Genomic DNA, 22,464 nt, shown 5'->3' with positions numbered 1-22,464 from the left:
CCCGCCGTCGTTCTCTTGTGATGAGGCCCCTCGCTGGTGCCTAGAGGGCGGATCCCGTGGTGAACACCCACGTGCGGGTGACGAACGGGTTGCCCGCGAGGTCGCGGACGGCTCCTGTGCCGCCGGTTATCGTGACCCGGTACTGCGTGTTGGCCAGGAGGGTGGCGCCTGGGTTGATGGTCAGGGTTTGGTTCGCGGTGCTGAAGCCGAGAGCCGCCGTGACCCCTGCGCCGTTGGATACCCGGGTGACCGTCACTGTCGCCGCCGAGATGCCGGTGACGTTCTCACTGAACCGTGCCGTGATGTTGGCATTGCGGCGGGCCCCCGTGGCGTTGATGCCCGGAGTTACCGAAACCATTGTGGGTGCCGGTCCCGTAGTGAACTGCCACGACGTGAACGCGATCGTATTGCCGGCCGTGTCACGGATCGAGGACATCGATGCCGTGTAGGTACGGTCCGGCAGGAGGTTCCCGTTCGGATTCAGCGTCGCCGTCCGGGTGGCGTTGTTGTACGTCACTGCGGCGGGGATCGGGGTCGCCGAACCGTTGAGCCGCAGGACGACAGTGCCGGTGCTGACATTTGCGACTGGTTCACTGAATGTCGCTGTCACGTTTCCGGACTGGCTGACCGAGCGGGCACCTGAGGCAGGTGTCCTGGCCGTCACCGTCGGGGCCACAAACTCCGTGCGCGGCGTTGCCAGTGCGGACCGGGCGGAGGCCGGGCCGGTGCCCACGGAGTTGATCGCCGCAACATCAAAGGTGTAGCCGGTTGCATTGATCAGGGTTCCCATCACCGTGCTGGTGACGTTGGCAACCGTCGTCGTGCGCGTCGGCGTGGTGCTCGTGCCGACGTAGGTGCGTACAACGTATCCGGTGACCGCAGAGGCATTGGCGACCGGCCCTGGCGCGGACCAGTTGACAGTGACCTGGGCGTTGCCCGGAGTGACGGCCCCCATGACCGGTGCTGCGGCGACTACCGCTGCACTGGGAGTCACGGCATTGGACAGAGCGGAGAAGGCACTCGTGCCGAGGTCGTTCGTTGCCGACACCTGGAACCGGAACGCGGCTCCGTTGGTCAGCCCGGTGACAACCAGGCTCGTTGCGCCGGCCGGTGCAGTGCGAAGGGCACCGACCTGGGCGCCGGCTGCGTCCACGACCTTCACTGAGAAGCTGGTGGCAACGCCGCCAGCCCCGGGGGTGAAGTTGACCGTAGCCTGGCCCGCTCCTGCTGCTGCTGCCAGGCCGATGATCGGGGCCGCGGGGGCAACGGTGTCGGAGAAGACAAGCCGTTCGATGTTCCGCAGCGTATCCGTTCCATCGGCGCCGACGTTGTCGGTGACCGTGGTGGTTGACCCCGCCGAGCCAACGGTGCCGTCGCCGCCGGTGGTGGTAACGGTGTAGTTGGCCTGCGGTCCGGAGAAGACCGCGGAGTCGATGTTGCCTGCGGTGTCCGCCGCGGTTGGTGTGATGACCTCCCGGACGGCGACCAGGTTGCCCGGGTCGATGACACCGGCAGCGACGTCCGCTTCCAGGGTGTGGGTGTTGCCCGCCTGGTAGGTGTGCTCCATGAGGTCGGTGCTGCCGATTTCAGTGGCCGGGTCGGCCGGGTTGGTCCGCACGCTGATGCGTACCTGGACATACCGGTCACCGTCGATCACGTCGTTGGCACCGCGGCCTTCGATGCTGTCGCTGCCGAGGCCGCCGAGGAGGATGTTGCCGTCTCCCCAGACTGGTCCGTCGAGGGGGCAGGCCCCCATGGCGGATGCCGCTTCCACCGGGGCGAGCGGGGTGCTCGGAGCGGGGAGGAGGTTACCGAGGCCGGCGATGCGGTCGATGCCCGTCTGGTCGAGGACGTCGCAGCCGCTAAAGCCTGCGCCGCCCACGGCACTGGGCACTACGTCGTCGCCCTTGATGACATCGTTGAACGCCGAACCGGAGTTTGCTTCCGTTTCCTGCCAGCGGTCGCGGTTGACCACCAGCTGGAGGGGGACGCCCGCCAGGTTCTGGTTGATCTTCATGTCATCGTTGGCCCCGACGGTGTCGTACTGGTGAATCGCCCAGTCGAATCCCGCGGCGCCGGCGAACCGGTCAATAGCGGCGTTGGCGGCCATGACGTCGTCGCCGCCTTCAGCGTCGTAGTCGTTTTCGCCCACCTGGCCCACCATGATGTCATTGCCCGGTTTGGTCTGGGCAGGGTCGTCGAAGAACGGTGCGCCGTGGTCGCCCTGGAGCAGGTCCTGGCCTGAGCCGCCCTGGACCCAGTCGTCCCCGCCGTCGCCGAACACGGCGTCTGCACCGTCACCGGCCCGCACGAAGTCGTTGCCGGGTCCGGCGAACGTCTCATTGTCGTTGGCTCCGCCATTCATGAAGTCCTGGCCGTCGCCGCCCATCATGATGTCGTCGCCGATGCCGGCGTTCGTGTAGTCGTTGCCGGGACCGCCCTTGAGGACGTCGGCGCCGGACAGGTCCGTGATGCGGTCATTGCCGTCGCCGCCCAAGGCAACGTCATCACCGCCCTGGCCCTCAATGACGTCATTGCCTGCGTTGCCCCAGATCGTGTCGTTGTCGTTGCCGCCTGCTACCCGGTCCGCCGCGGCGGTGCCGTTGTAGACCGACTGGCCGTTGATGCCGGACGGATCGACGGTGTTCTTTTCCTGGTACTGGATGGTGCCGTCCGGCTTGCGCAGGAGCAGCAGGTTTTCATTGCAGTCAGGGGTGGAAGGATCGTCAGCGACAGAGGGTCCGGAAGCGAGGTAGCCCTCCGGAGTGCCGGCGAGGTTGCTCAGCTGGAACTTGCAGTCGGCCGTCGCGAAGACGTCGGCTTTCAGCGTGTTCGTGCCGTCGGTGTTGCGCATGATCATCTCGGCGAAGCTGTTTCCTTCGAGCTGGGTGCGCAGGTTCATGCCGGGCGTGCGGGCCAGGTAGTACAGCCGGTCGCCGTTCTGGAGATCGGTGAGCTGGTTCTCAAACACGTAGTTGAAGGTGCTGCCGAGCAGGCCGCCGAAGAGGTTGGTCTTCTCCGCGAGGCCGCCTACCCACAGGTCCACCTTGTTCAGGCCGGCCTCCTGGTTGGCCCACGCTCCGGTGCTGTTCATGAAGTCCATCATGTCGGCGGTGGGAGGCGTGGCGCCGGGGCCCGGGTCCACGATGGCCTTGGCAGCTGCCCGCTTGTCAGCCAGTGTTGCTGCACCGGTGATGCTCGGGTAGGTGCCGTAGGCCGCAACGAAGTTGATCAGCGACTCGGGGTGCTTGATGTTCTGGCCGAAGTCAGCCCAGCTGGTGTAGGGGGTGAGCTGGCCGTCCCCGGTGGAGTCGTGGATCTGGCGGCGCACCTCGTTGAGGGGAGGAACGCCGGCTTCCCGGGCGCGGGTCATGTTGATCGTTGCCAGGTCCAGGGGCAGGCCGAGCAGGTTATTGCGAAGCGTGTCGGTCACGAATTCGTCGAGTTCGTTGCCCGTTTGGTCGCTCATGCCCATAACGACTGCGCCTGCGGCCTGCTCCGAGGTGAGCTCGCCGGCGGTGCCGCCGTCCCTGTACGAGGGCGGGTTGAGGAAACCGTTCAGCAGCGGGATCGAGTTGTCGGTTCCGTCCGGGTTGGTTCGGGCGATGGTCTCGGTCAGCATCGAGTGGCCGAACCGGTAGACCGCGTGCGCGAACTCAGCGTGGATCGCCGGGTTGATGTCCGTGTGGTAGACGTGGAAAGGCTGGATCGCGGGCTGGACCTTGCGGGCGAATTCTTCGAACACCAGGTGCTGGTACTCCATCTCGGTGACGAAGCGGGCGGCCTGGAACAGGCGCTCGCCGTTCCAGCCGTCAGGGGTGCCCAGGGCCGATTTCCACTCGGCCAGTGCCGCGACGCCCTTGACCGAGGTGTCGTTGGTCAGGGTGTTCTTGAAGTCCTCCACCAAACGGTCATGCTCGGAGTGGAAAACCTGGTGGATGGTGCTCAGGCCGATGTTTTCGTTGACGCGGCCGTCGCCGGCGGTGAAGTGCGCGTTCAGCATCTCGTCGTCATAGGTGCCCGGAGGCTGGCTGGCGAAATCGGCCGAGGCGACGTTGTCCGCGTCAGGCACCGGAGCTACCGGCGGGGTGGATGGGTTGTGGTCAGTGTCCTGCGGGGACGGGTCCGCGTTGTGGGCGATGTCCGTCAGGAACGGAGTGTCGAAGTAGAGCACGTTCGACGGGACCAGAGTGCCCAGGTTGCCATTGTCGGCGCGGTTGGCCTCAACCAGTCCCGTTGCCGTCACGAACTGCGGAAGCCCGCGTGCGGGACCGGGGACGAACTTGCCGTACGGGTCGACTTCGATCTGGGGGACGTTCAGCACGTCCTTGTCGAGCAGCTGGATACCAAGAAGCTTCGAAGCCTGCTCCTTGGTAGTGGCCCAGGTGGCCATGCCGTTAACGGCCTTGGTGCCGGCTTCCCCGCCGAGGAGCTTGCCCGTCGAGACCGGCTTGCCGTCTGCGTTGTCCACGTATTCCCGCAGGAACACCTGGTGGGAGGGGTGGGAGGTGTAGGTCTGGGACTGGTCCACGTACGGGGAGTCCGTGTTGGTCGCATTCTGTTCATCATCGGCGGTGCCCATGACCCCATCGGGGCCCGGCTGGTTCTGCGCCCGGGTCAGCACCATGAAGCGCTGATTGGCGGGCAGGTCATCCGCGTTGCCGAAGACGTGGTCCGGTCCGGCGACCAGCGGGTCGTCGTCCCGGAGCGGCACGAAGACGTTGCCGCCGCTCTTGACGGTCTGGTCCACGCCGTGGTCAAAGAACTGGCCGAACAGGGTGAACATCGAGTTGTACGGTGGCGACAGCCCGACGTCGGTGGTGACGTTCGGGATGAAGAGCGTGTTGTGCGACGGCACGCATCCGGCGGGAACGCCGTCCACGGGCGGCGTTGCCAGGGGATCGGGGTCGGTGGTGCACGGGTGGACGCCAACATTGCCCTGGGTCCGGACGGGGAAGCCTGCTGCGGCAACGGCGGCGGGGTTAGTTGAGGTCTGGTCCACGATCAGGTTGGAGATGTCACGCGGCTTGCTGTCGAAGACGTTGCCTGTCTTCTGCTTGTAGGAGGTGGGGCCGGCCGGACCGAAACCTGGCGGAACGGGGTCTGCATCATTGAAGACCGGCGTGGTGTAGCGGGGGAACTTCTGGTCAGCGGCGCCGAAGGTCTCGCGGCTGTTGATCAGGTTGTTGCATGAACCGTCGACTGTCCGCAGGCCATAGGAGGTCAGCGCGTCTGGGATCTGGTTGGGGCCCGGCCCGACGAGGGCCCCGCAGGGGCCGGTCTCGGAGGTGGTGTTGGCCACGTGGGCTTCCGCGATCTTGATTTGCTTGAGGATGTAGGCCAGGTCTGAGGCTGTAACGGTGAAGCCCTGGCCCACCGGCGCCACCACCGCGTTTGCGTTGACCACGGGGAGGCCCACGGCAATCGGCAAAGCGAGGGCTGTGGCGGCGCTGATGAGCCGGAAGGTTCCGGACCGCGTGCCGCTGCGACTGCGCCGCTGGCTGTGGTTCGGTTGGGGGGCAGGGCCTGCGTGCTTTGCAGTTGCTGCAGGGCCGGATCTTGTGTCTGAGGTTTTCATGGCACACCTGCTGTTTCAAAGGGGATAGGACGCGCTCATCGTGAGGCGGCTCGCTCCGGAAAACCTTGAACAGGAGAGGGGACCCGAACAGGCCCCCTCGGGGGCTGACGGCGCCAAGGTATTCCTAGGTTGGCTCCGTGCTGGCTCTGGAAGCGTGTTGACAGGGTGTGCGCAGGCGCGGAAAGACCCCCGCTCCTGCGAATACGCGGATCTCGGGGGCTTTCCTAGCGGCAGGATCAGACAGCCGCGCGGTTGACTGAGCCTGTAATAAAAGCTAAGAACCGTTCCTGAAGATTCGCTGGAAAAAGGGAATTAACAGCCTGTCACTATGGACAGCGGCCAATGACGGCGTCCGTCATAGCTCCGGAACGCACGCTCCAGCGCCGAGGAGAGCCAAACCGGCGCGGTCACCGTCTGCGAATCCCGTGATGTCCGAACCCTCCGGGTACATCAGCTGCTTCGGGTCGTCAACGTGGTCGAGTCCCACAACGTGGCCGAGCTCGTGCATGATGACGGCACGCACATGGGCGGAACCATCGGGCCACTGCAGCATCTCGGTGAGGTCAGGGGCGTCAAGTTCCACCTGGCCCGCGACCAGGACGTAGGGTCGGCCAGGAGTGTAGGCATAGCCGCTTCCACCCAGCCCGTCCACGTCCCCGGCCAGGTCGGGGCTTTCCTCCGGAGTGGACCATCCAATCAGGACCGGGGCCCACCTCTTGCCGTACAGATCGGGCTGGTAGGACTCGCGTTCCTCGCTGGGCGCCTCGGTGGTGCTGCCGTCGTAGACGAACCGCAGCCCGGTTGCGGCTGACACCTCCATGACGGCCTGCTGGATCAGCCGGTCTGCCCCGGGCGGCGCGTTATCCGGCCGGACCACGTAGTGGACGGGGCGGCATGGATCGTAGGCCGCGAAGGGCTGGCCGGGGTCGGGGGACTCCTGCAGCTTGTAGGCGCGAGACCCGCTGCCCGCCGGCGCCTGGCCCAGCGGAACGTCGGAGGCTTCAACGCCTGGGGGTGGCAGCGGAGCGCCGGGCAGATAGGGGAGGACGGCCGGCAGCACATAGCGTTCGAACAACGCCGGAGTGAAGTACAGGCCCGCCAGCAGGACGAGGCTGGATCCAATGGCCAGCCATCGGCGCCATGGGCGGATTCCGCCAGGCCGCTTGCCCGGGTGGTATGGATATATGTTGTGTCCGGGCATCGGGCCCGCACGCCACGGCAGGGGTTCCTCCAGATTTCCCAGGGCCTCATCGATGGCCCATTGCGGGATCCGACCGCTGGCCGACCGCCGGACCTGCACGGGCCTGCCGTCGGCCGACACGATTACACGGTCCGGGGACGGATCTTCCCACCTGCCGGGGTTCGAACGCTGCATTCGTTCCTCAGTTGAGCCCGGTGGGCCGCCGGCCGGCTTTTGAACGCGCTGGACTAGCGGAGTTATCAAGCATGTTCTTCCCCCATGGAAACGTGGTTGCGGCACCGTGTGATGAGTCACACTAGCAACCGCGTCGCAGGAAAGCCGCAGGGAAGCCGCAGGTTTTGCGTAGATCCGCGCGGTCTGTTCGGCGCCGCGAACCCAAGGGAGCAAGTATCGGCGGCATCGAAAAGTCGGGTACCGCTTACGGGTTCATCCAGATGCGGGTTCGCCGTAGTGTTATTGCATCGGGTGGCCGGGTGTGTGCACGCAGCTTGAGTTGTCTGCACCCGCTGGGCTGGGCGGCCGCCACCTACGTGCCGGAGGGACCGATCCAGTCATGAAAAATATGAGGTCCGAGCTTCCCGCCACCTCTGACTCTGCCACCGCCAGCCAGGAGGTGCCGGATACCACCGGGCAGGCGCCGCGTGCCGACGGCGCTGCCGCTAAAGGCGCGCAGGCAGCCGGCGACCCCCCGGGCGGCGTTACCGTCCCCGCGCGCGAGGCAATCGGAAACTGGCCTGATCCCATGTAGGGGGATCTCAGCCCCCATCAAACGTTTGGACGACGACGGCGGGAGGTCCCGCCGTCGTCTGCCCCGTGGGTGCCGCACGGCAACGCGGCCTTTGGTCAGATGGTGCGCGGTGCGCGTGCCAGGTTCGCGGTGAGCTCGGCGGCGGTCTGACGCGCGACGTAGGCCGGGCGGTCCCGTTCCACTCGCCAGCTCTCGGACAGCGGGCCGACGTTCACGGTATCGAAGCCGAATTCGTCGTAGAGCTTTGTCACCAGCTCGCTGGCCTCCGGGAAGTCGCTGGCGGTGGCAAGCGCGCGGCGGTTGGCGGTGCCGGCCGGCGTCCCGTCGGTGGTGATGTCCTTGGCCAGGATGTGGTTGAATCCCTTGGCTACCTTTGACTGGGAGAGGTGCTCCTGAACCAGCCCCGAGGTGGTGGCTTCGCCGTTGTCCAGGGCCGGCATGCGGCCGTCGCGCTCCCAATAGTAGTTGTTCGTGTCGATCACGATCTTGCCCGCAAGTGGCTCCACGGGGATGTCCCGGAGGCTCTTCAGCGGCACTGTGACGACGGCGACATCTCCAGCCGCCGCCGCTTCGGCGGGCGTCGCGGCCCGCGCGCGGGGACCCAGCTCAGCCGCCAGGTCCGCCAGGGTTTCCGGTCCGCGGGAGTTGCTGATCACCACGTCGTAGCCGACCTGCACCGCCTTGCGGGCAACCTGGCTTCCAATGTGTCCTGCTCCGATGATTCCTATTGTTGTCATGTCCGGGCCAACACCGGTTCGCGCGCAGATATTTCACCGTTACGCAAGTGCCGCGCCACGCAAGAGGACGACGGCGGATGCCTCCCGCCGTCGTCTCCTGGCCGTCCGCTCCTGCCAGTGCCATTGAAAGGCACGAAGCACGCCGGAATACTGGAAGGCAGGGCTACAACTCGCGGACGAGAACGGTGGTGAACGATGAGCGGCGGGGCAGCCGGCGAGTTCAAGCGCAGGATGGAGCGGCTGTCTGAGATGCGCGCCGTTCGGGGTGCCGGCATCACGGCCGAGGAGGAAGCGGCGCTTGACGCCGCGGAGGAGCAAGAGCGACAGAAACGCAAGAAGGTCTCTGACGCCGCCAGGGTTGAATACCTGATCCGGGACGCCATGGCCCAGGGCAAGTTCGACAACCTGAAATACGCCGGCAAGCCGATCCCCGGCCTGGGGGAGGGATACGACCCCGACTGGTGGGTCAAGGGCCTGATCCAGCGCGAGAACATCACCGGCATGGGACCGAAGGCCATCCTCCTCCGGACCGAGGACGCAGAGCTGGACGCCCGGCTGGATTCCCAGTACTCGGAGAAGCAGGTGCGGGACATCGTGGAGGACTTCAACGCCCGCGTCATCGATGCCCGGCGCCAGCTCCAGGGCGGCCCGCCCGTGATCACCAGGACCCGCGACGCCGACGCCGAGGTGCAGCGCTGGCAGGAGCGGCGGTCCGCCGTCGCCGCTGCCGATGCCGACCTGTCCGAGCCGGAACCCCGGCGGCCATGGTGGCGGCGTCTCTGGAGTGGCTCCGGCTAAGCCCGGCCGGTGGTCAGCCAGTCCTGCTCGAAGTCAGGATGGTCGGCGTAGGGGAGAGCCAGGGCGTTCAGGGACAGAGTGGTCCATTCAAGGGCCTCCGGAATCCACTGGGAGCCATCCCCGTACGGGTTGCTGACCAGCGTTGCCAAGGCCGTCTGCCGGGCGGCCTCGATGATGCCGATAATTCTTCGCTTTGCCGCACACTCCAGCAGCAGGCGGTTTTCGTACCACTGGCCCGATTTGGAAAGGGTCCTGTCACTGAGAAGTTTCCGGGCCGCGGCCTCATCCTCGGTGATGCGCTCGGACAGGAATTCGACAATGTCCACAAACCGAGCGTACGCCCCGCCGCAATGGCGGGACACGGGGCTATGATCCGCTGCCGAAGTCCGATGCAGACAGCGGGAGGTAGTAGGCGGAGTGGTAGCGGCTGTCGTCGCCGGTCACCACCCAGGCCGATCCCTTGCGGACGCGGAAGCGTTTACTCAGCACCGTGCGGTCGTTGCGGATGAGGTGCTCCACAACGCCCGCCATCACGCCCTCATGCGTGCACAGCACGGTTCCCGTCCCGCGGGCCTCTGCCACCAGGTCGAGGGTCGCTGCGATGCTGCCCCCGGTCAGGTGGTCTGAGCGCTCCACTTCGAGGGACTCCTGCCGGGCAAGCTCGGCGACGGTTTCGACACACCGGGCAGAAGGGGCGGACACAACCCGATCTATTTTGAACATCGACCCCAAAGCAGCCAGTGTTCGGGCGGCGTATTCACCATTCTCAGCCAGCATCCGGCCGTCATCTGAACTGCCCTCTTCGTTTCGTTTGGTGACTTGCGCGCCGCGGACGAGGAGCAGCATTTTCTCCAGGTCGGGCACCGGGCGCACGCCCAGCTGCATCTGGAGCTGGGTGCCCAGGGAGATGATGGCAGGACGGTCCCGAGGCTCCGTTAAGGTGCGCAGGGCTGCCGGAAGAGACAGCCACCGGACCGCGTCTACCTCGTCGTTGGCAGTAAAGCTGCCTGACTCCATCGCCGCTGCCCAGTAACGGATGGTTTTGATCCTGTTCTTGCTGTCTTCATACCGGATGCTGGGCAGTTCCGCGCCAAGACGGCACTCAAAGCCGGTTTCCTCCAGCACTTCCCGTGCCGCACATTCCCTGCCGGATTCTCCCGGCTCGGCTTTGCCCTTGGGGATGGACCAGTCGTCATGGGCAGGCCGGTGGATCAGGAGGACTTCGAGGGCGCCCTTGCGACCGATCCGCCAGGGCAATGCACCGTAGGTGGGGGGCTTGAGCGTGCTCATGCGCTGGCCTCCGTTTGTACCAGGGCCAGGGCCGGGGTTTCCCGTGAATGCTGAAGTTCATCCAGCCGGCTGTAGAGACCGCCGGATGCCACAAGATCCCCGTGGCGGCCGCTTTCCACAATCCGGCCGTGGTCGAGGACGTAAATGTGGTCGGCTCGCTTAAGCGTGGACAGCCTGTGGGCAATGACGATCACTGTGCGTCCGGCCATGAGCCGGTCGAGCCCACGCATGACGTACTGCTCGGAAATCGCATCCAGGCCCGACGTCGGTTCATCGAGGATGACGATGGGGGTGTTCCGCACGAGGGCGCGGGCGATCGCGATGCGCTGACGCTGTCCGCCGGAGAGCGAAACGCCGCGCTCGGCCACCGGCGTGTCGTATCCCTGCGGGAGGTTCCGGACGAACTCGTCCACATGGGCCGCCTCGGCCGCCGCAAACACCTGCTCGCGGGTGACTCCCTCGGATCCGTAGGCGATGTTGTCGTAGATCGTCCCGCGAAACAGGATGGATTCCTGCAGCACCATGGAAATCTGCCTGCGGACGGTGGCGAGCTGCAGGTCCCGCACGTCCAGCCCGTCGAGAAGCACAGACCCCTGTGTGGCGTCGTAGAGACGGGGAATCAGGCTGACCAGCGACGATTTTCCGGCACCCGTGGGGCCCGTGATGGCCACCAGGCTGCCCGGCTCGGCCGTGAGGTCAATACTGTGCAGGACATCGTGCTGCCCCTGATAGCCGAAGCTGACCCCACGCAGCTCCACGCCGCCGCTCAGCCGCGGGGCAGGGCGGGCGTCCGGCTTGTCGAAGACGGCCGGCGCCGTGTCAAGGATTTCCTGGATGCGCTCGGCACTGGCCTGGCCGCGGCTGATCACGGTTGTCAGTTTCGCCAGGGACTTCATCGGCGAATACAGTGCCTTGAGGTATGCGATGAACACCAGCAACAGGCCGAGTGTCATGGTTCCATCCAGCACCCGCTGGGCGCCGATCCAGAGCACCAGTACTGTTCCCAACGTCGCGATGACATCGACCAGCGGCGAGAACAATGACTGAAGCCGTATGACCCTCAGTCCTGCGTTCATCCGTCCGTCATTCCGTGACCGGAAGTCCTCCTCATGGCGTGCTTCGCTGGTGTAGGTCTGCATTACCCGCACGGACGCGAACGTCTCCGACATCGCCGCCGCTATGTCGCTGTCCTTGCTGCGTGCCTCCCGGGAGGCCTTCTTGATGCGGCGCCGGTAGAAGAGCACCGTCACGAACAGCAACGGTGCCACTGCCATCCCGATCAACGCGAACGCCGGGTCGACGAGTACGCAGATGGTGGTGACAAACCCCAGAATGAACACGTTGGGAAGCAGCACGGAAAGCATGGACACCATGAGCGAGCGGACGTAATCAACGTCCGTGGTGGTTCGTGTGACCAGGTCCCCCAGCCGTTGCTTGTCGTGGAATGACAGGGACAACCGCTGCAGGTGGGTAAAGACGTCGGCGCGGATGGCCGCCATGGTCTTTTCGCCGACGCCGTTGAGGATCCGGGTCCCCAGATAATCCGCCGCGGCATTCATCACTGTCATGGTGAGAAGCGCCGATGCGGCGAGAAGGAGCAACTGGAGCGGGCCGAGCCCGGCGAGCCCCAGGTACGCCGCCGTCGGATCCGGCTTGGAATTGCCCCGGGGCTGCAACACGTCGTCAACGATGATCTTCATTGGCCAGGGCAACGCCACTTCCATTGCGGCGACGAAAATAACCAGCAGTGCGCCGCCGCCCATTGCCCAGGCGTGGGGCGTGATAGCCCGCCGAAAACGCCAAAACGTGAGAAACATGTGTCCCCCTAAAGTAGACCTGCGGCATCCAAGGAGAGCCGTGCCGCCTAGCTGCAGAGCGGAAGCCGGAGCATTTTCACCCGGCCTTGCCGCAAGCCGGCCCGTATGTGGGCCGGCACCGCTCCATCCCGAGTGGAGCTTCTTTGGTGCGCTCCAATATCCACGAGGGAGCTTGGGGAAAACGCTGTCAGAGCTTGGGGAAATCCTGTTTGGGTCTGAAGGGTCCCCCAAATTAGGCAGTATCGGCTAATTGGGGGCTTACAAGCGGACCTGCAAGGACTAGCGTTTCTTTCGTAGGACACTGCCTCCCGTTCCTCACGACCAAAGGAGCTTCCATGGGTGACGTGTGGATCCGCACGATCAGCCAGAGCCTGGTTCGTGCCGATAAGGTCACGGAAATTGCCTCGACCCGCGGATCCGTCCATGAGGAACAGGGATATTCGCTGAAGGTCATCGTGGAAGGCAAAGCACACTTCCTGATCGACAACAGCGACCTCCTGGGCAGCCTGGCCGAACGGCTGGAGCACGCACGCCACATGGAGGACGCACTGTTGCTTGCCATGGATGCCGCGCGGGACGCGGAGGCGTCTGTGGTGGTCTGCTACGAACAGGACGGCGAACGCTGGGTCCTCTCGACGGCTTCGGAACTTGCCGGCGGACTGACCTCAGAGGGCCTCGGATTCGGCAGATGACCGGGCCGAACGGACTGCACAGACACCTGAGAATGGCCCGGCCCTAGGTGGCGGGAGCCGTGTTGGGTACGGTGGGCTTCATGGCCCACACCATCGGATCCGGGAAGCCGGTTCAGGGCGCATGACCGTGATCATCGCCTTCGTGGCGAATCTTCTCGTTGCCGTCGCCAAGACCATTGCCGCGCTCCTGACCGGCTCAGCGTCAATGATCGCCGAGTCCGCCCACTCGTGGGCGGACACCGGAAACCAGATTTTCCTGCTGCTCGCCGAGAAAAAGTCGAAGAAAAAGCGCGACAAGGCCCACCCGATGGGCTACGGCCGGGAGGCCTATGTCTGGTCCATGTTCGCGGCTTTCGGCCTGTTCACGGCCGGGGCGGTGGTGTCGATCATGCACGGCGTGCAGCAGATTTTCGCGCCAGAGCCGGCCGGTGACTTTGGCATCGCCTACGCCGTCCTTGCGGCCGCGTTCGTGCTGGAGGGTGTGTCCTTCATCCAGGCGTTCCGGCAGGCGCGGAAGGCCGCAAGGGATCTCGACCGGAACACTCTGGAGCAGGTGCTCAAGAGCTCCGATCCCACCCTGCGTGCCGTCTTCGCGGAGGATTCGGCAGCGCTCATTGGCCTGGTCATTGCGTTCGGCGGGATCTTCCTCCACCAGGTCACTGGATCGCCGCTTCCGGACGCCGCAGGATCCATCCTCGTGGGACTCCTCCTCGGTGTCGTTGCCGTGGTCCTGATCGACAGGAACCGCCGTTTCCTCGTGGGACAGGGCGTGAGCCCCGACATCGAGGAGTCCATGGGGCGCCGGATCCTGGAACACGCGGAGATCGAGCGGATCACGTACCTGCATGTCGAATTCGTGGGGCCGCGCAAGCTATACGTGGTGGCGGCCGTGGACATGACGGGTGACCGTCCCGAGCGCGAAGTGGCCGTGGCGCTGCGCCGGATAGAGCGCGACCTTGAGGACCACGACACGGTGGAGGAGGCCGTGCTGACCCTCGCCACACTGGATGAGCCCAGCCTGACTTTCGGCGCCGGTTCTTCCCGCTAGGGAACGGACGACGGCGGGACCGCCCGCCGTCGTTCTCTTGCGTAGAACGCGGATGCCATACCCTCTAGTGACCTGCGATGCCCTCGGCCTCGTGGGGCCCCACGAATTCGCAGGAACCATGATGGCGCTCCGGCAGGATGCAGGTCCGGCCGGTGGCCATATGGACGTTGCCGCACCGTCCCGAACGGGCCACGTCCTCGCGGACGTGGACGCTTCTCAGGTCGGGGCGCTCGCGGCTTTGGTCGAGCGGACGGACGTATTGGGAATTGCGGTGCTCATGACTGTTCATGCCTGCGTGACTCCTCGTTGAGTAGCTGCCCCCAGTAGCGAAAGGCCAGTCGTGTGGACTCTCTGTCGCGTGGACTCTATGTATCAAGTCTCACGCCGCTATGTTAACGCCGGATTACGGGAGTGTTAGTACCTGTTTTTTAAGAAGCCCACGCCCAGCGGGCCGTCCGGCGCTCCGGAAAGGAGTATGAGTACCTGTTTCAGGGGTCACCCCAGGAGGTCGTCCACATAGCACCAGCGCCAGCCCTCGCCAGGTTCGATGCTGCGCATGGCCGGGTGGCCCGTCTCCTCAAAGTGCCTGGAGGCATGGGTGCCGGGCGAGGAATCGCAGCAGCCCACGTTCCCGCACTCCAGGCACATCCGCAGGTGCACGGTTGGGGTGCCTTCGCGGACGCACGCCTCGCAGTAAGGGTTCCGCGGGACTGCGGGGTCGGGCGCCGATTCCAGGTGATCGCAGCCGCCGCCGGGCCGGGCAGTGCGCGCTGAGCCGGTGACGTCCTGCTCGTCGAGGGTGGCGTCGAGCATGGACTCTTCAACGTCCAGCCGTTCCAGGACTTCGCTGAGGACCTCGTGGGCGTACTCGCCGCCTCGCCGCAGGTCCAGCACTTTGGCACGTTCCGCCTCCAGCATGGCTAGCCGCAGCTGGGCGTACCGCTGGCTGGGGGTGGCCGTTTCCGACGTAGGCCGGCCCAGCCGTTCCCACGCCGCCAGCCCCCGCTCCTGCGTCCGCCGCTTGAGCATCGCCACCACCTCAGGCGGATCCTCCTCCGTCCGCAGTTCGTGCAGCTTCTCCACGCCCGCGGCCGTGGCCTGCTGCATCAGCGAGGCTTGGCTGAGGGCATCCTCTCGCTGGTCCGGGCCCTGGACCCGGAGGAACCTGACCAGGGCGGGCAGGCTGAATCCCTGCGCGGCCAGGGTACCGGCCACCACCACGAGGGCAGCCAAGATCAGCACGGAGCGGTGTTCCAGGGCCTCCGGCAGCGTGAGGACCGCCGCGAGCGTCACCACGCCGCGCATCCCGGCCCAGGAAATGATGGCGGGGAACTGCCACGGCGGTGCAGGATCCGTGCGGGCCACCGCGGGAATGAGCCGGGGCAGATAGGTTGCGGGAAACACCCACACCGGCCGGAGCACCAGCACAGCCAGCAGGATTACCGCGCAGCCTGCCCAGATGCGGGCAGAGCCCAAGGAATCGTCCTGGACGCCGTCGATGATGGTCCGGACCTGCAGGCCGATGAGGAGGAACACAGAGTTCTCCAGCAGGAACTGCACAGTGTCCCAGTTGCTCCGCTGGCTCACCCGGGCTGCGCCGTTCGGCATGGAAGGCGCCTTGGTGCCCATAATCAGGCCGGTGACCACGACCGCCAGCACACCGGAGGCGTGGATCGCCTCCGCCGGAAGGTAGGCAACGAAAGGTGCCATCAACGACGTCGAGGTGTTGATGGCGACGTTGCGGATCCGGAGCCGGAGCTGGGTGAGCACATAGGCCGCCGCGAGGCCCACCACCAGTCCTCCGCCTGCCGCCAGGATGAAGTCTCCGGCGATTTCCGCCGCGGACACAGTTCCGGAGAGTGCCGCGACGGCGGCGCGGAGGCACACCAGCGCGGTGGCATCATTAACCAGCGATTCGCCTTCCAGGATGCTGACGATCCTGCGCGGCATCCCCACTTTGCGGGCGATGGCGGTGGCCGCCACGGCGTCCGGCGGCGCCACCACGGCGCCCAGGGCGATGGCGGCAGCCAGCGGGATCTCGGGAAACAGCCAATGGACAACCAATCCCACGGCGATGGTGCCGAAGATGACGTACCCCACGGACAGCAGCGCGATGGCGCGGCGGTTGGAGCCGAAGTCAAAGAGGGATGTCCGCAGGGCGGCCGCATAGAGCAGCGGCGGGAGTAGCCCCACCAGGACCAGCTCCGGGTTCAGCTCGATTCTCGGAACGAAGGGCAGGAAAGAACCAACCACTCCGGCCAGGACCAGCAGCAACGGAACAGAAACGTTGATTTTCCTGCCCAGCGCACTGCCGGCGCACACCACCGCCACCAGCACGAGCAGTCCCAGAGCGACGTCCATGCGGCTATTCTCTCAGCTCAGGTTTTGGCACGGGTGCCAGTTCCCGCTGCCGTTTCGCCCCGGGGGAACGGCCCGACGGCGGCGGTCCGCTTTGTTGGCAATGCCCCCTAAGTTTTCTTGAGGGGCGCGTCCGCGATGTCCGCGCCTTCGGCGGGGTCCTGCGAGTGCATGCGGATGTCAGTAGGGTCGGCCGTTTCATCCCCTTCGGCAGGGGCCTCGCTGTGGATGCGCTGCATCCCTTCCAGGTTCTCAGTCATGACTGCCGCTCCTCTGCTGGCGTTGTGTGCTGTAGGTCATCACCTAATGTTCATCTAGCTCCTGCATTCGCGGACTGTCAAGAACCTTCCCTCCGCTCTGGCCGCGGATATTCTTCTGTGCTGAACTGTGTGTTGAGTCGTGCCCGCACCATCCACTCACCGCCCACAGCAGCGCCCGAAGCAATGTCCAAAGCACCGTCGGCCAGCCGGTTCCTGCCGGCTGTTGGGAAGGATCATCACCATGGCAACGTACAAGATCGGCTACTTCGTCGGAAGCCTTGCAAGCGGTTCGATCAACCGCACGCTGTCCAAGGCGCTCATCAGTCTCGCCCCGGAGGAGCTTGAGTTCACGGAGATTCCCATCAGGGACCTGCCGCTCTACAGCTACGACTACGACGCCGACTTCCCGCCGGAAGCGCGGGCGCTGAAGGAAGCCATTGACGGATCGGACGGCATCCTCTTCGTGTCCCCTGAATACAACCGTTCCATTCCGGGAGCACTCAAGAACGCCATCGACTGGGGCTCACGCCCTTGGGGGACCAACTCCTTCGCGCGGAAGCCCACCGGGATCATCGGCGCCTCACCCGGCAGCATCGGCACCGCGGTGATGCAGTCCTCCATGCGCGCCGTGCTGAGCTTCCTCGACGCTCCCCAGCTCAACGCCCCCGAGGCCTATGTGAAGTTCAATCCCGAGGTCTTCGGAGCCGACGGGGAGGTCAAGGACGAGTCCACCGCCGCGTTCCTCCGGCACTACATGGAGGAGTACTGCGCGTTCGTCCAGCGGGTCCTAGCGGCCAATGCGCCCGGGCACATCGGCGACCTGGAGCCCGACGCCGAAAAACTGTCACGCTGAGGCGGTGGTGCGCCTGCCTGCAGTCCGGCCGTCGTAATCCAGGCCGATCTGGCGGGCAGCCTCCTGCAGGAGGGGCACAACTGTCTGTTCGATGGTGTCCGGGGGCGCGCGGTGGGTTTGCAAAGAGACATTCACCGCTGCAACAACGCCGCTCCCGCACCAGACGGGCACGGCGACGCCACGCAGGCCTTCTTCCAGTTCCTGCGAAACCATGGACCACCCTTTCGCCCTGGCCAGGTCTACTTCGGACCGTAACTGGTCGAGGCTTCCGATCGACCGCTCGGTGAAGCGCTGCAGCTGAACCGAGTCGAAGTAGGCATTCAGCTCCGGGTCCGACAGTGCCGCCAGAAGCACGCGCCCCATGCTGGTGGCCCAGGCGGGAAATCTGGTTCCCACGCTAATAGAGACATTGAGAAGCCTGGGTGACGCTATGCAGGCGACATAGACCACCTCCGTGCCGTCAAGAATGCACAAAGAGGTAGTTTCATTGAGTTCTGCGGCCAGGGACCGCAGGTGCCGCTCGGCAATGTCCGGGATAGACAGGTTCGCAAGAAATGAGGAGCCGACCTCCAGTGAGCGGGCCGTCAAGGTGAAGTGGGGGCCGTCGGCACGCAGGTAGCCGAGATCGGTCAAGGTCAGCAGGAAACGCCTGGCCGAGGCGCGGGTCATGTCCGCCTTCGCGGCGATCTGAGTCACGGTCAGGCGTGGCGTATCCGGGGCGAAGGCCCGCAGCACGTCAAAGGCCTTCTCGACCGACTTCACGAAGTACGTCGGATGCTCCTCCATGAACTCCTGCAATCCCTAGAAAACACACGGGCACCCTGCGGGTGCTGAAGCAAACAGGGTTGCACCGAGCATATCGGAGTCATTGTGATGTCCCTCACCGTGCGGTAATCTATTTCTAGTCGCATAACGCACAGAAGTTCGCTAGTCGAACAAAACTGCATTTCCCACCCATCTAAACCACCGTCTTTCAGTGTGGAAGGACCATCAGAATGACCAACCTCGTAAACGGCTCCACAGCCACGGCAGACCCGGTGCAGCTCAAGCGGGCCAGGAAGGCGGCCCTGGCTGCGTTCCTGGGCGGCGCGCTGGAGTACTACGACTTCTTCATCTACGCCACCGCGGCCTCGCTGGTCTTCTCCAAGATCTTCTTCCCGGCCGGCAACCCCACCGTGGCCCTGATTGCCTCGTTCGCCACTTTCGGCGTGGCCTATGTCGCGCGGCCGTTCGGCGCGGTGGTCTTCGGCCATTTGGGCGACAAGATCGGCCGCAAGAACACCCTCGTGCTGACGCTGGTACTGATGGGATCGGCAACGTTCCTCATCGGCGCGCTGCCTGACTTCGCCACCGCCGGCTACTGGGCGCCTGCCCTGCTGGTGCTGCTGCGCCTCATGCAGGGACTCTCCGCGGGCGCGGAAACGGCGGGCGCCTCGGCCCTGTCTACCGAAGAAGCCCCGGAAGGGCGCCGCGGCTTCTTCGCCAGCTTCGCCATGAGCGGCATTTCCGCCGGCATCGTCCTGGCTTCCCTGGCGTTCCTGCCCGTGGCCGCGATGAGCGAAGTGGACCGCCTCGCCTGGGGCTGGCGCATTCCGTTCTGGCTGTCCATCATCGTGCTTATCGTCGCTTACCTGGTCCGCCGTTCCCTCGACGAGCCCGAGGTCTTTGAGGAAAAGCACGACCACGGCGAACTCGTGAAACTCCCGTTCGCGAAGATGTTCAAGACCCACCCGGCACAGTTCTTCCAGGTGGCCCTGATGTCCTTCGAAACCGTCACCAACACCTTCATGCAGTCCTTCGGCCTCGCCTACGCCGTGTCCGTCGGGGTCCCTGCCTCCACCATGCTTTGGGTCAGCATCGCCGGCAATGTCCTGGCCATGTTCACCCAGCCGCTCATGGCGCACCTCTCCGACCGGTTCGGCCGCCGACCCATCTTCATCGCCGGCGTCCTCGGCTCCGGTGCGATGATCTTCGTGTACTTCTCGGTCATCTCCACCGGCAACATTCCGATGATCTTCCTCACCAGCACCCTGATCACCGCCGGGACCTACGCGATGTCCAACGCCATCTACCCGGCCTGGTTCTCCGAGCTGTTCAACGTCAAGGTCCGCTACTCCGGCATGGCCATCGGCCTGCAGGTGGGCATCCTCTGCGCCGGCTTCACCCCGCTGCTCGGCACCGCCCTCGTCGGCGCCGAAAAGGCGAACTGGGGCCCCGCCGCCTGGATCGTTGCAGCGTCCTCACTGCTCGCCGTCGCCGGCGCCTTCTGGGCCCGCGAAACCAACAAAATCCCGCTCCGCGAACTCGGCAACCCCGTCCGCTAGCGGCAACCCCGGGATGGATCGGGTTGCGGAATGCCGCGGCCCGATCCACCGCCACGTGAAGGCCGCTTCATCCACCACGAAAACCCGCCCTCGGGGCCACGGGGTAGCGTAGCGTCGGCAGGCGCATTCAGCTGGCGCCTGCTCCTGCCAGTCCGGCCCGAGCGAACGAGGTACAGCACTGATGATCACCCGAGCCGACGTTGATGAAGCCACAGCACGGATTGCCGGGCTGGTGCGTCGCACGCCGGTCATGGCGGCCGACGCCGGAAGCCTTCCCGGTGCGGTCTGGCTGAAGTGCGAGTTCATGCAGCACACTGGCACGTTCAAGGCCCGGGGGGCCTTTAACCGCGTGCTGGCCTGCAGGGAGCGCGGCGAGTTGAAGGACGACGTCGGCATAGTCGTGGCGTCCGGTGGCAATGCCGGCCTCGCCAACGCCTATGCCGCCGCCAGGGCGGGAGTGCCGGCTGCGGTCTTCGTTCCGGAGTCCGCCCCTGCGGTGAAGGTCAGGAAGCTCAGGGAGACGGGGGCTTCAGTCATCCAGCGCGGCGCGGAATACGCGGAGGCCTATGATGCCGCGATGGCCTATGCGGGTGAGACGGGTGCCGTCTACTGCCACGCCTACGACCAGCCGGAGATAGTGGCCGGTGCAGGCACTGTCGGCTCGGAACTCCTCGAACAGGTGCCGGACGTGGACACGGTGCTGGTCGCCGTCGGCGGCGGTGGACTCATGGGCGGCATCGCCGCCGCGGTAGAAGGCCGGGCGAGGGTGGTGGGCGTGGAGCCCGCCAGCGCACCGACACTTCATGCCGCCCTGGCGGCCGGGAAGCCGGTGGATGTGGCTGTTTCGGGAATCGCCGCAGACTCGCTCGGCGCACGCAGGATTGGAACGATCGGCTTTGAGGTGGCCGTGCGGACGGGCGTCCGGAGCGTTTTGGTGTCCGACGACGAGATCGTCGCCGCGCGCTCCCAGCTGTGGGCGGAGTACCGCATGGTGGTGGAGCACGGTGCAGCCACCGCCTATGCCGCCCTCAGCTCGGGTGCCTACGTCCCGGCTGCGGGCGAGCGGGTTGCCGTGATCCTGTGCGGCGCCAACACCGATCCCGCCACGCTCTGATCCCGCCACGCTCTGACGTCCGGCCAGGAAGCGCCGGCGAGCACCTGCCGGCCCGGCCAGCAGGTGCAGGCCGGGCCGGTCCGGGCGGGACGGTCCGGTCGGCACCTTTGGTCAGGCCGGGTTGGCGGCCTCGGCCACGAGGCCACCCAGATTGCGGTACTTATCCAGCCGCCGGGGCAGCAGTTCGCTGATCCCTGCGGACGCCAGGGTGGACAGTTCGTACTCGATGGCCTGCCCGAGGCGCTGGCAGAAGGCCTTGCCTTCGAGCGCGGCGTCGCTGCGTTCGTCCACAATGTGGTCCACGAGGCCGTTGGCGTACAGGGATGCCACGCTGACGCCCTGGGCCTCGGACATGGCCGGCGCAAAGTCGGTGCTCCGGTGGACGATGGCACTCGCGCCTTCGGGCGGGAGCGGGGACAGCCAGGCGTGCTGGGCCGCGATGGTCCGGTCTGCCGGCAGCAGGGCCAGCGCCCCGCCACCGGCCCCCTGGCCGAGCAGCACGGATACCGTGGGGGAGTTCAGGCCGATGAGGTCGTGCAAGGACCTGGCAATTTCGCCGGCCAGGCCGCCTTCTTCGGCCTCCTTGGACAGTGCGGCGCCGCCGGTGTCGATGACCGTCAGGAGCGGTAGCCCCAGCTCCTCGGCCAGCCGCATGCCCCGGCGCGCTTCACGCAGGGATGCCGGTCCCATGGCCGTCTGCTGTGAGGGCCGCGGCCGGGTGTGGCCGATCACCACACAGGACTTTTGGCCGAAGCGGGCCAGCGCCAGCAGCAGTCCCGGATCCTTTTCGCCCTGGCCGGTGCCGTTGAGCGGCAGCACGTCCCTGGCCCCGTACGCGAGCAGCTGCCGCAGGTCCGGTCGCCGCGGGTTGCGCGAGATTTCGATCGATTCCCAGGCGCCGGCGCCGGAGGGTTTTACGGACAGGGTCCGCGGCGGACTGACGCGCGGATGCGGGCCGGTGACAAGTATGCCCAAGGCGCGGTCAACGACGTCGGACAGCTGCCAGGGCGGGACCACCGCGTCCACCAGGCCCTTGTCGAAGAGGTTTTCGGCGACCTGGACGTTTTCCGGGAACGGTGTGCCATAGAGCGCCTCGTAAACCCGTGGTCCCAGGAAGCCGAGCAGGGCGCCCGGCTCGGCCACCGTGATGTGGCCCAGCGAGCCCCAGGAGGCCATGACTCCGCCGGTGGTGGGATGGCGCAGATAGACGAGGTAGGGCAGTCCGGCCTGCCGGTGCGCCCGGACCGCCGCGCTGATTTTCACCATGGACAGGAAGGCGATGGTCCCTTCCTGCATGCGCGTGCCCCCGGAGGCGGGTCCGGCCAGCAGTGGAAGTCCTTCCCGGGTTGCCCGCTCGACGGCGTTCACGATCCGCTCCGCCGCGGCAAGCCCGATGGAGCCTGCCAGGAATCGGAACTCGCTGACGATAACCGCCACCCGGCGGCCGCGGATGAGGCCTTCCCCGGTCAGGACGGACTCATCCACCCCCGTCTTCTCGCGGGCCGCCGCCAGTTCCAGCCGGTACTCGGGACCCGGGTCAGGGTCCGAGACCGGGGTGTCCCAGCTCCGGTAGGAGCCGGGATCGATCACGGCGGCAATGAGCTCCGTGGCGCCCAGGTGCCGCACCTTCTGTTGTGTCAGCATTC

Annotated in this window: 18 protein-coding genes; 7 read left to right on the top strand and 11 right to left on the bottom strand. The window is 65.9% G+C overall.

What is annotated here, in order from left to right; genetic code table 11:
- Positions 1-40: 40 nt before the first annotated feature.
- Together AC1DDG_RS12615 and AC1DDG_RS12610 are read right to left on the bottom strand one after the other, a co-directional pair.
- The gene (locus AC1DDG_RS12615) at positions 41-5,578 is read right to left on the bottom strand and encodes a peroxidase family protein (RefSeq protein ID WP_476876314.1); all 5,538 of its coding nucleotides are present in this window, start codon (positions 5,576-5,578) and stop codon (positions 41-43) included.
- Between the two features lie 355 nt (positions 5,579-5,933).
- Positions 5,934-6,953, bottom strand: a complete 1,020-nt coding sequence (locus AC1DDG_RS12610) for a matrixin family metalloprotease (RefSeq protein WP_476876313.1) — start codon at positions 6,951-6,953, stop codon at positions 5,934-5,936.
- A gap of 379 nt (positions 6,954-7,332) precedes the next feature.
- On the opposite strand from AC1DDG_RS12610, the gene AC1DDG_RS12605 reads away from it, so the two are divergent.
- Positions 7,333-7,527, top strand: a complete 195-nt coding sequence (locus tag AC1DDG_RS12605; RefSeq protein ID WP_230118561.1) for a hypothetical protein — start codon at positions 7,333-7,335, stop codon at positions 7,525-7,527.
- 95 nt (positions 7,528-7,622) lie between these two features.
- On the opposite strand, the gene AC1DDG_RS12600 is transcribed toward AC1DDG_RS12605, so the two are convergent.
- Positions 7,623-8,264 (bottom strand): NADPH-dependent F420 reductase, encoded by a 642-nt coding sequence (locus tag AC1DDG_RS12600; RefSeq protein ID WP_476876312.1) that lies wholly within the window; start codon positions 8,262-8,264, stop codon positions 7,623-7,625.
- A gap of 195 nt (positions 8,265-8,459) precedes the next feature.
- On the opposite strand from AC1DDG_RS12600, the gene AC1DDG_RS12595 reads away from it, so the two are divergent.
- A complete protein-coding gene (locus AC1DDG_RS12595) occupies positions 8,460-9,062 on the top strand; it encodes a DnaJ family domain-containing protein (protein WP_476876311.1) in 603 nt (200 codons plus the stop codon).
- Here AC1DDG_RS12595 and AC1DDG_RS12590 read toward each other — a convergent pair.
- Genes AC1DDG_RS12590 through AC1DDG_RS12580 form a run of 3 tightly spaced genes read right to left on the bottom strand, consistent with a single transcriptional unit; the run spans position 9,059 to position 12,169 of the window.
- Positions 9,059-9,388 (bottom strand): DUF6221 family protein, encoded by a 330-nt coding sequence (locus tag AC1DDG_RS12590; RefSeq protein ID WP_230118567.1) that lies wholly within the window; start codon positions 9,386-9,388, stop codon positions 9,059-9,061. The two genes, AC1DDG_RS12595 and AC1DDG_RS12590, sit on opposite strands and share 4 nt — an antisense overlap.
- A 40-nt stretch (positions 9,389-9,428) precedes the next feature.
- Positions 9,429-10,352 carry an NUDIX hydrolase gene (locus AC1DDG_RS12585; RefSeq protein ID WP_230118568.1) on the bottom strand — a complete coding sequence of 308 codons (924 nt, stop codon included), beginning with the start codon at positions 10,350-10,352 and terminating at the stop codon, positions 9,429-9,431.
- Entirely contained in the window at positions 10,349-12,169 is a 1,821-nt protein-coding gene (locus AC1DDG_RS12580) for an ABC transporter ATP-binding protein (protein WP_230118570.1), read from the bottom strand. The genes AC1DDG_RS12585 and AC1DDG_RS12580 overlap by 4 nt, the downstream gene beginning before the upstream one ends.
- 335 nt (positions 12,170-12,504) lie before the next feature.
- On the opposite strand from AC1DDG_RS12580, the gene AC1DDG_RS12575 reads away from it, so the two are divergent.
- Together AC1DDG_RS12575 and AC1DDG_RS12570 are read left to right on the top strand one after the other, a co-directional pair.
- Positions 12,505-12,861, top strand: coding sequence for a hypothetical protein (locus AC1DDG_RS12575; protein ID WP_230118571.1), 357 nt, complete (start codon positions 12,505-12,507; stop codon positions 12,859-12,861).
- A 121-nt stretch (positions 12,862-12,982) separates the two neighbouring features.
- Positions 12,983-13,909 (top strand): cation diffusion facilitator family transporter, encoded by a 927-nt coding sequence (locus tag AC1DDG_RS12570; protein ID WP_230118573.1) that lies wholly within the window; start codon positions 12,983-12,985, stop codon positions 13,907-13,909.
- A 64-nt stretch (positions 13,910-13,973) separates the two neighbouring features.
- Here AC1DDG_RS12570 and AC1DDG_RS12565 read toward each other — a convergent pair whose 3' ends face one another.
- From AC1DDG_RS12565 to AC1DDG_RS12555, 3 genes are all read right to left on the bottom strand, one after another.
- Positions 13,974-14,198: a hypothetical protein gene (locus AC1DDG_RS12565; protein WP_230118575.1), complete on the bottom strand. Its 225-nt coding sequence runs from the start codon at positions 14,196-14,198 to the stop codon at positions 13,974-13,976.
- Between the two features lie 206 nt (positions 14,199-14,404).
- Positions 14,405-16,270, bottom strand: coding sequence for a Na+/H+ antiporter (locus AC1DDG_RS12560; protein ID WP_476876310.1), 1,866 nt, complete (start codon positions 16,268-16,270; stop codon positions 14,405-14,407).
- Positions 16,271-16,377: 107 nt separating this feature from the next.
- Positions 16,378-16,527, bottom strand: a complete 150-nt coding sequence (locus tag AC1DDG_RS12555; protein WP_230118577.1) for a hypothetical protein — start codon at positions 16,525-16,527, stop codon at positions 16,378-16,380.
- Between the two features lie 241 nt (positions 16,528-16,768).
- Between AC1DDG_RS12555 and AC1DDG_RS12550 the strand changes: the two genes are divergently transcribed.
- A complete protein-coding gene (locus AC1DDG_RS12550; RefSeq protein WP_230118578.1) occupies positions 16,769-17,380 on the top strand; it encodes an NADPH-dependent FMN reductase in 612 nt (203 codons plus the stop codon).
- Here the strand turns inward: AC1DDG_RS12550 and AC1DDG_RS12545 are convergent.
- Positions 17,372-18,166: an IclR family transcriptional regulator domain-containing protein gene (locus AC1DDG_RS12545; protein ID WP_230118579.1), complete on the bottom strand. Its 795-nt coding sequence runs from the start codon at positions 18,164-18,166 to the stop codon at positions 17,372-17,374. The genes AC1DDG_RS12550 and AC1DDG_RS12545 overlap by 9 nt on opposite strands.
- Before the next feature lie 209 nt (positions 18,167-18,375).
- Here AC1DDG_RS12545 and AC1DDG_RS12540 point away from each other — a divergent pair, with 209 nt between their 5' ends.
- A complete protein-coding gene (locus AC1DDG_RS12540) occupies positions 18,376-19,704 on the top strand; it encodes an MFS transporter (RefSeq protein ID WP_230118580.1) in 1,329 nt (442 codons plus the stop codon).
- A gap of 181 nt (positions 19,705-19,885) precedes the next feature.
- Complete coding sequence (locus AC1DDG_RS12535) at positions 19,886-20,818, top strand: threonine/serine dehydratase (protein WP_230118581.1); 933 nt, start codon at positions 19,886-19,888, stop codon at positions 20,816-20,818.
- Positions 20,819-20,929: 111 nt separating this feature from the next.
- Here the strand turns inward: AC1DDG_RS12535 and AC1DDG_RS12530 are convergent, their stop codons facing one another.
- The gene (locus tag AC1DDG_RS12530) at positions 20,930-22,462 is read right to left on the bottom strand and encodes an acetyl-CoA carboxylase carboxyltransferase subunit alpha/beta (protein ID WP_230118582.1); all 1,533 of its coding nucleotides are present in this window, start codon (positions 22,460-22,462) and stop codon (positions 20,930-20,932) included.
- Positions 22,463-22,464: the final 2 nt, after the last annotated feature.

The organism is Arthrobacter sp. 10L430 (assembly GCF_056395245.1).
The sequence above is the reverse complement of the archived record's forward strand: the minus strand, read 5'-3'. Positions and strand labels throughout refer to the sequence as shown.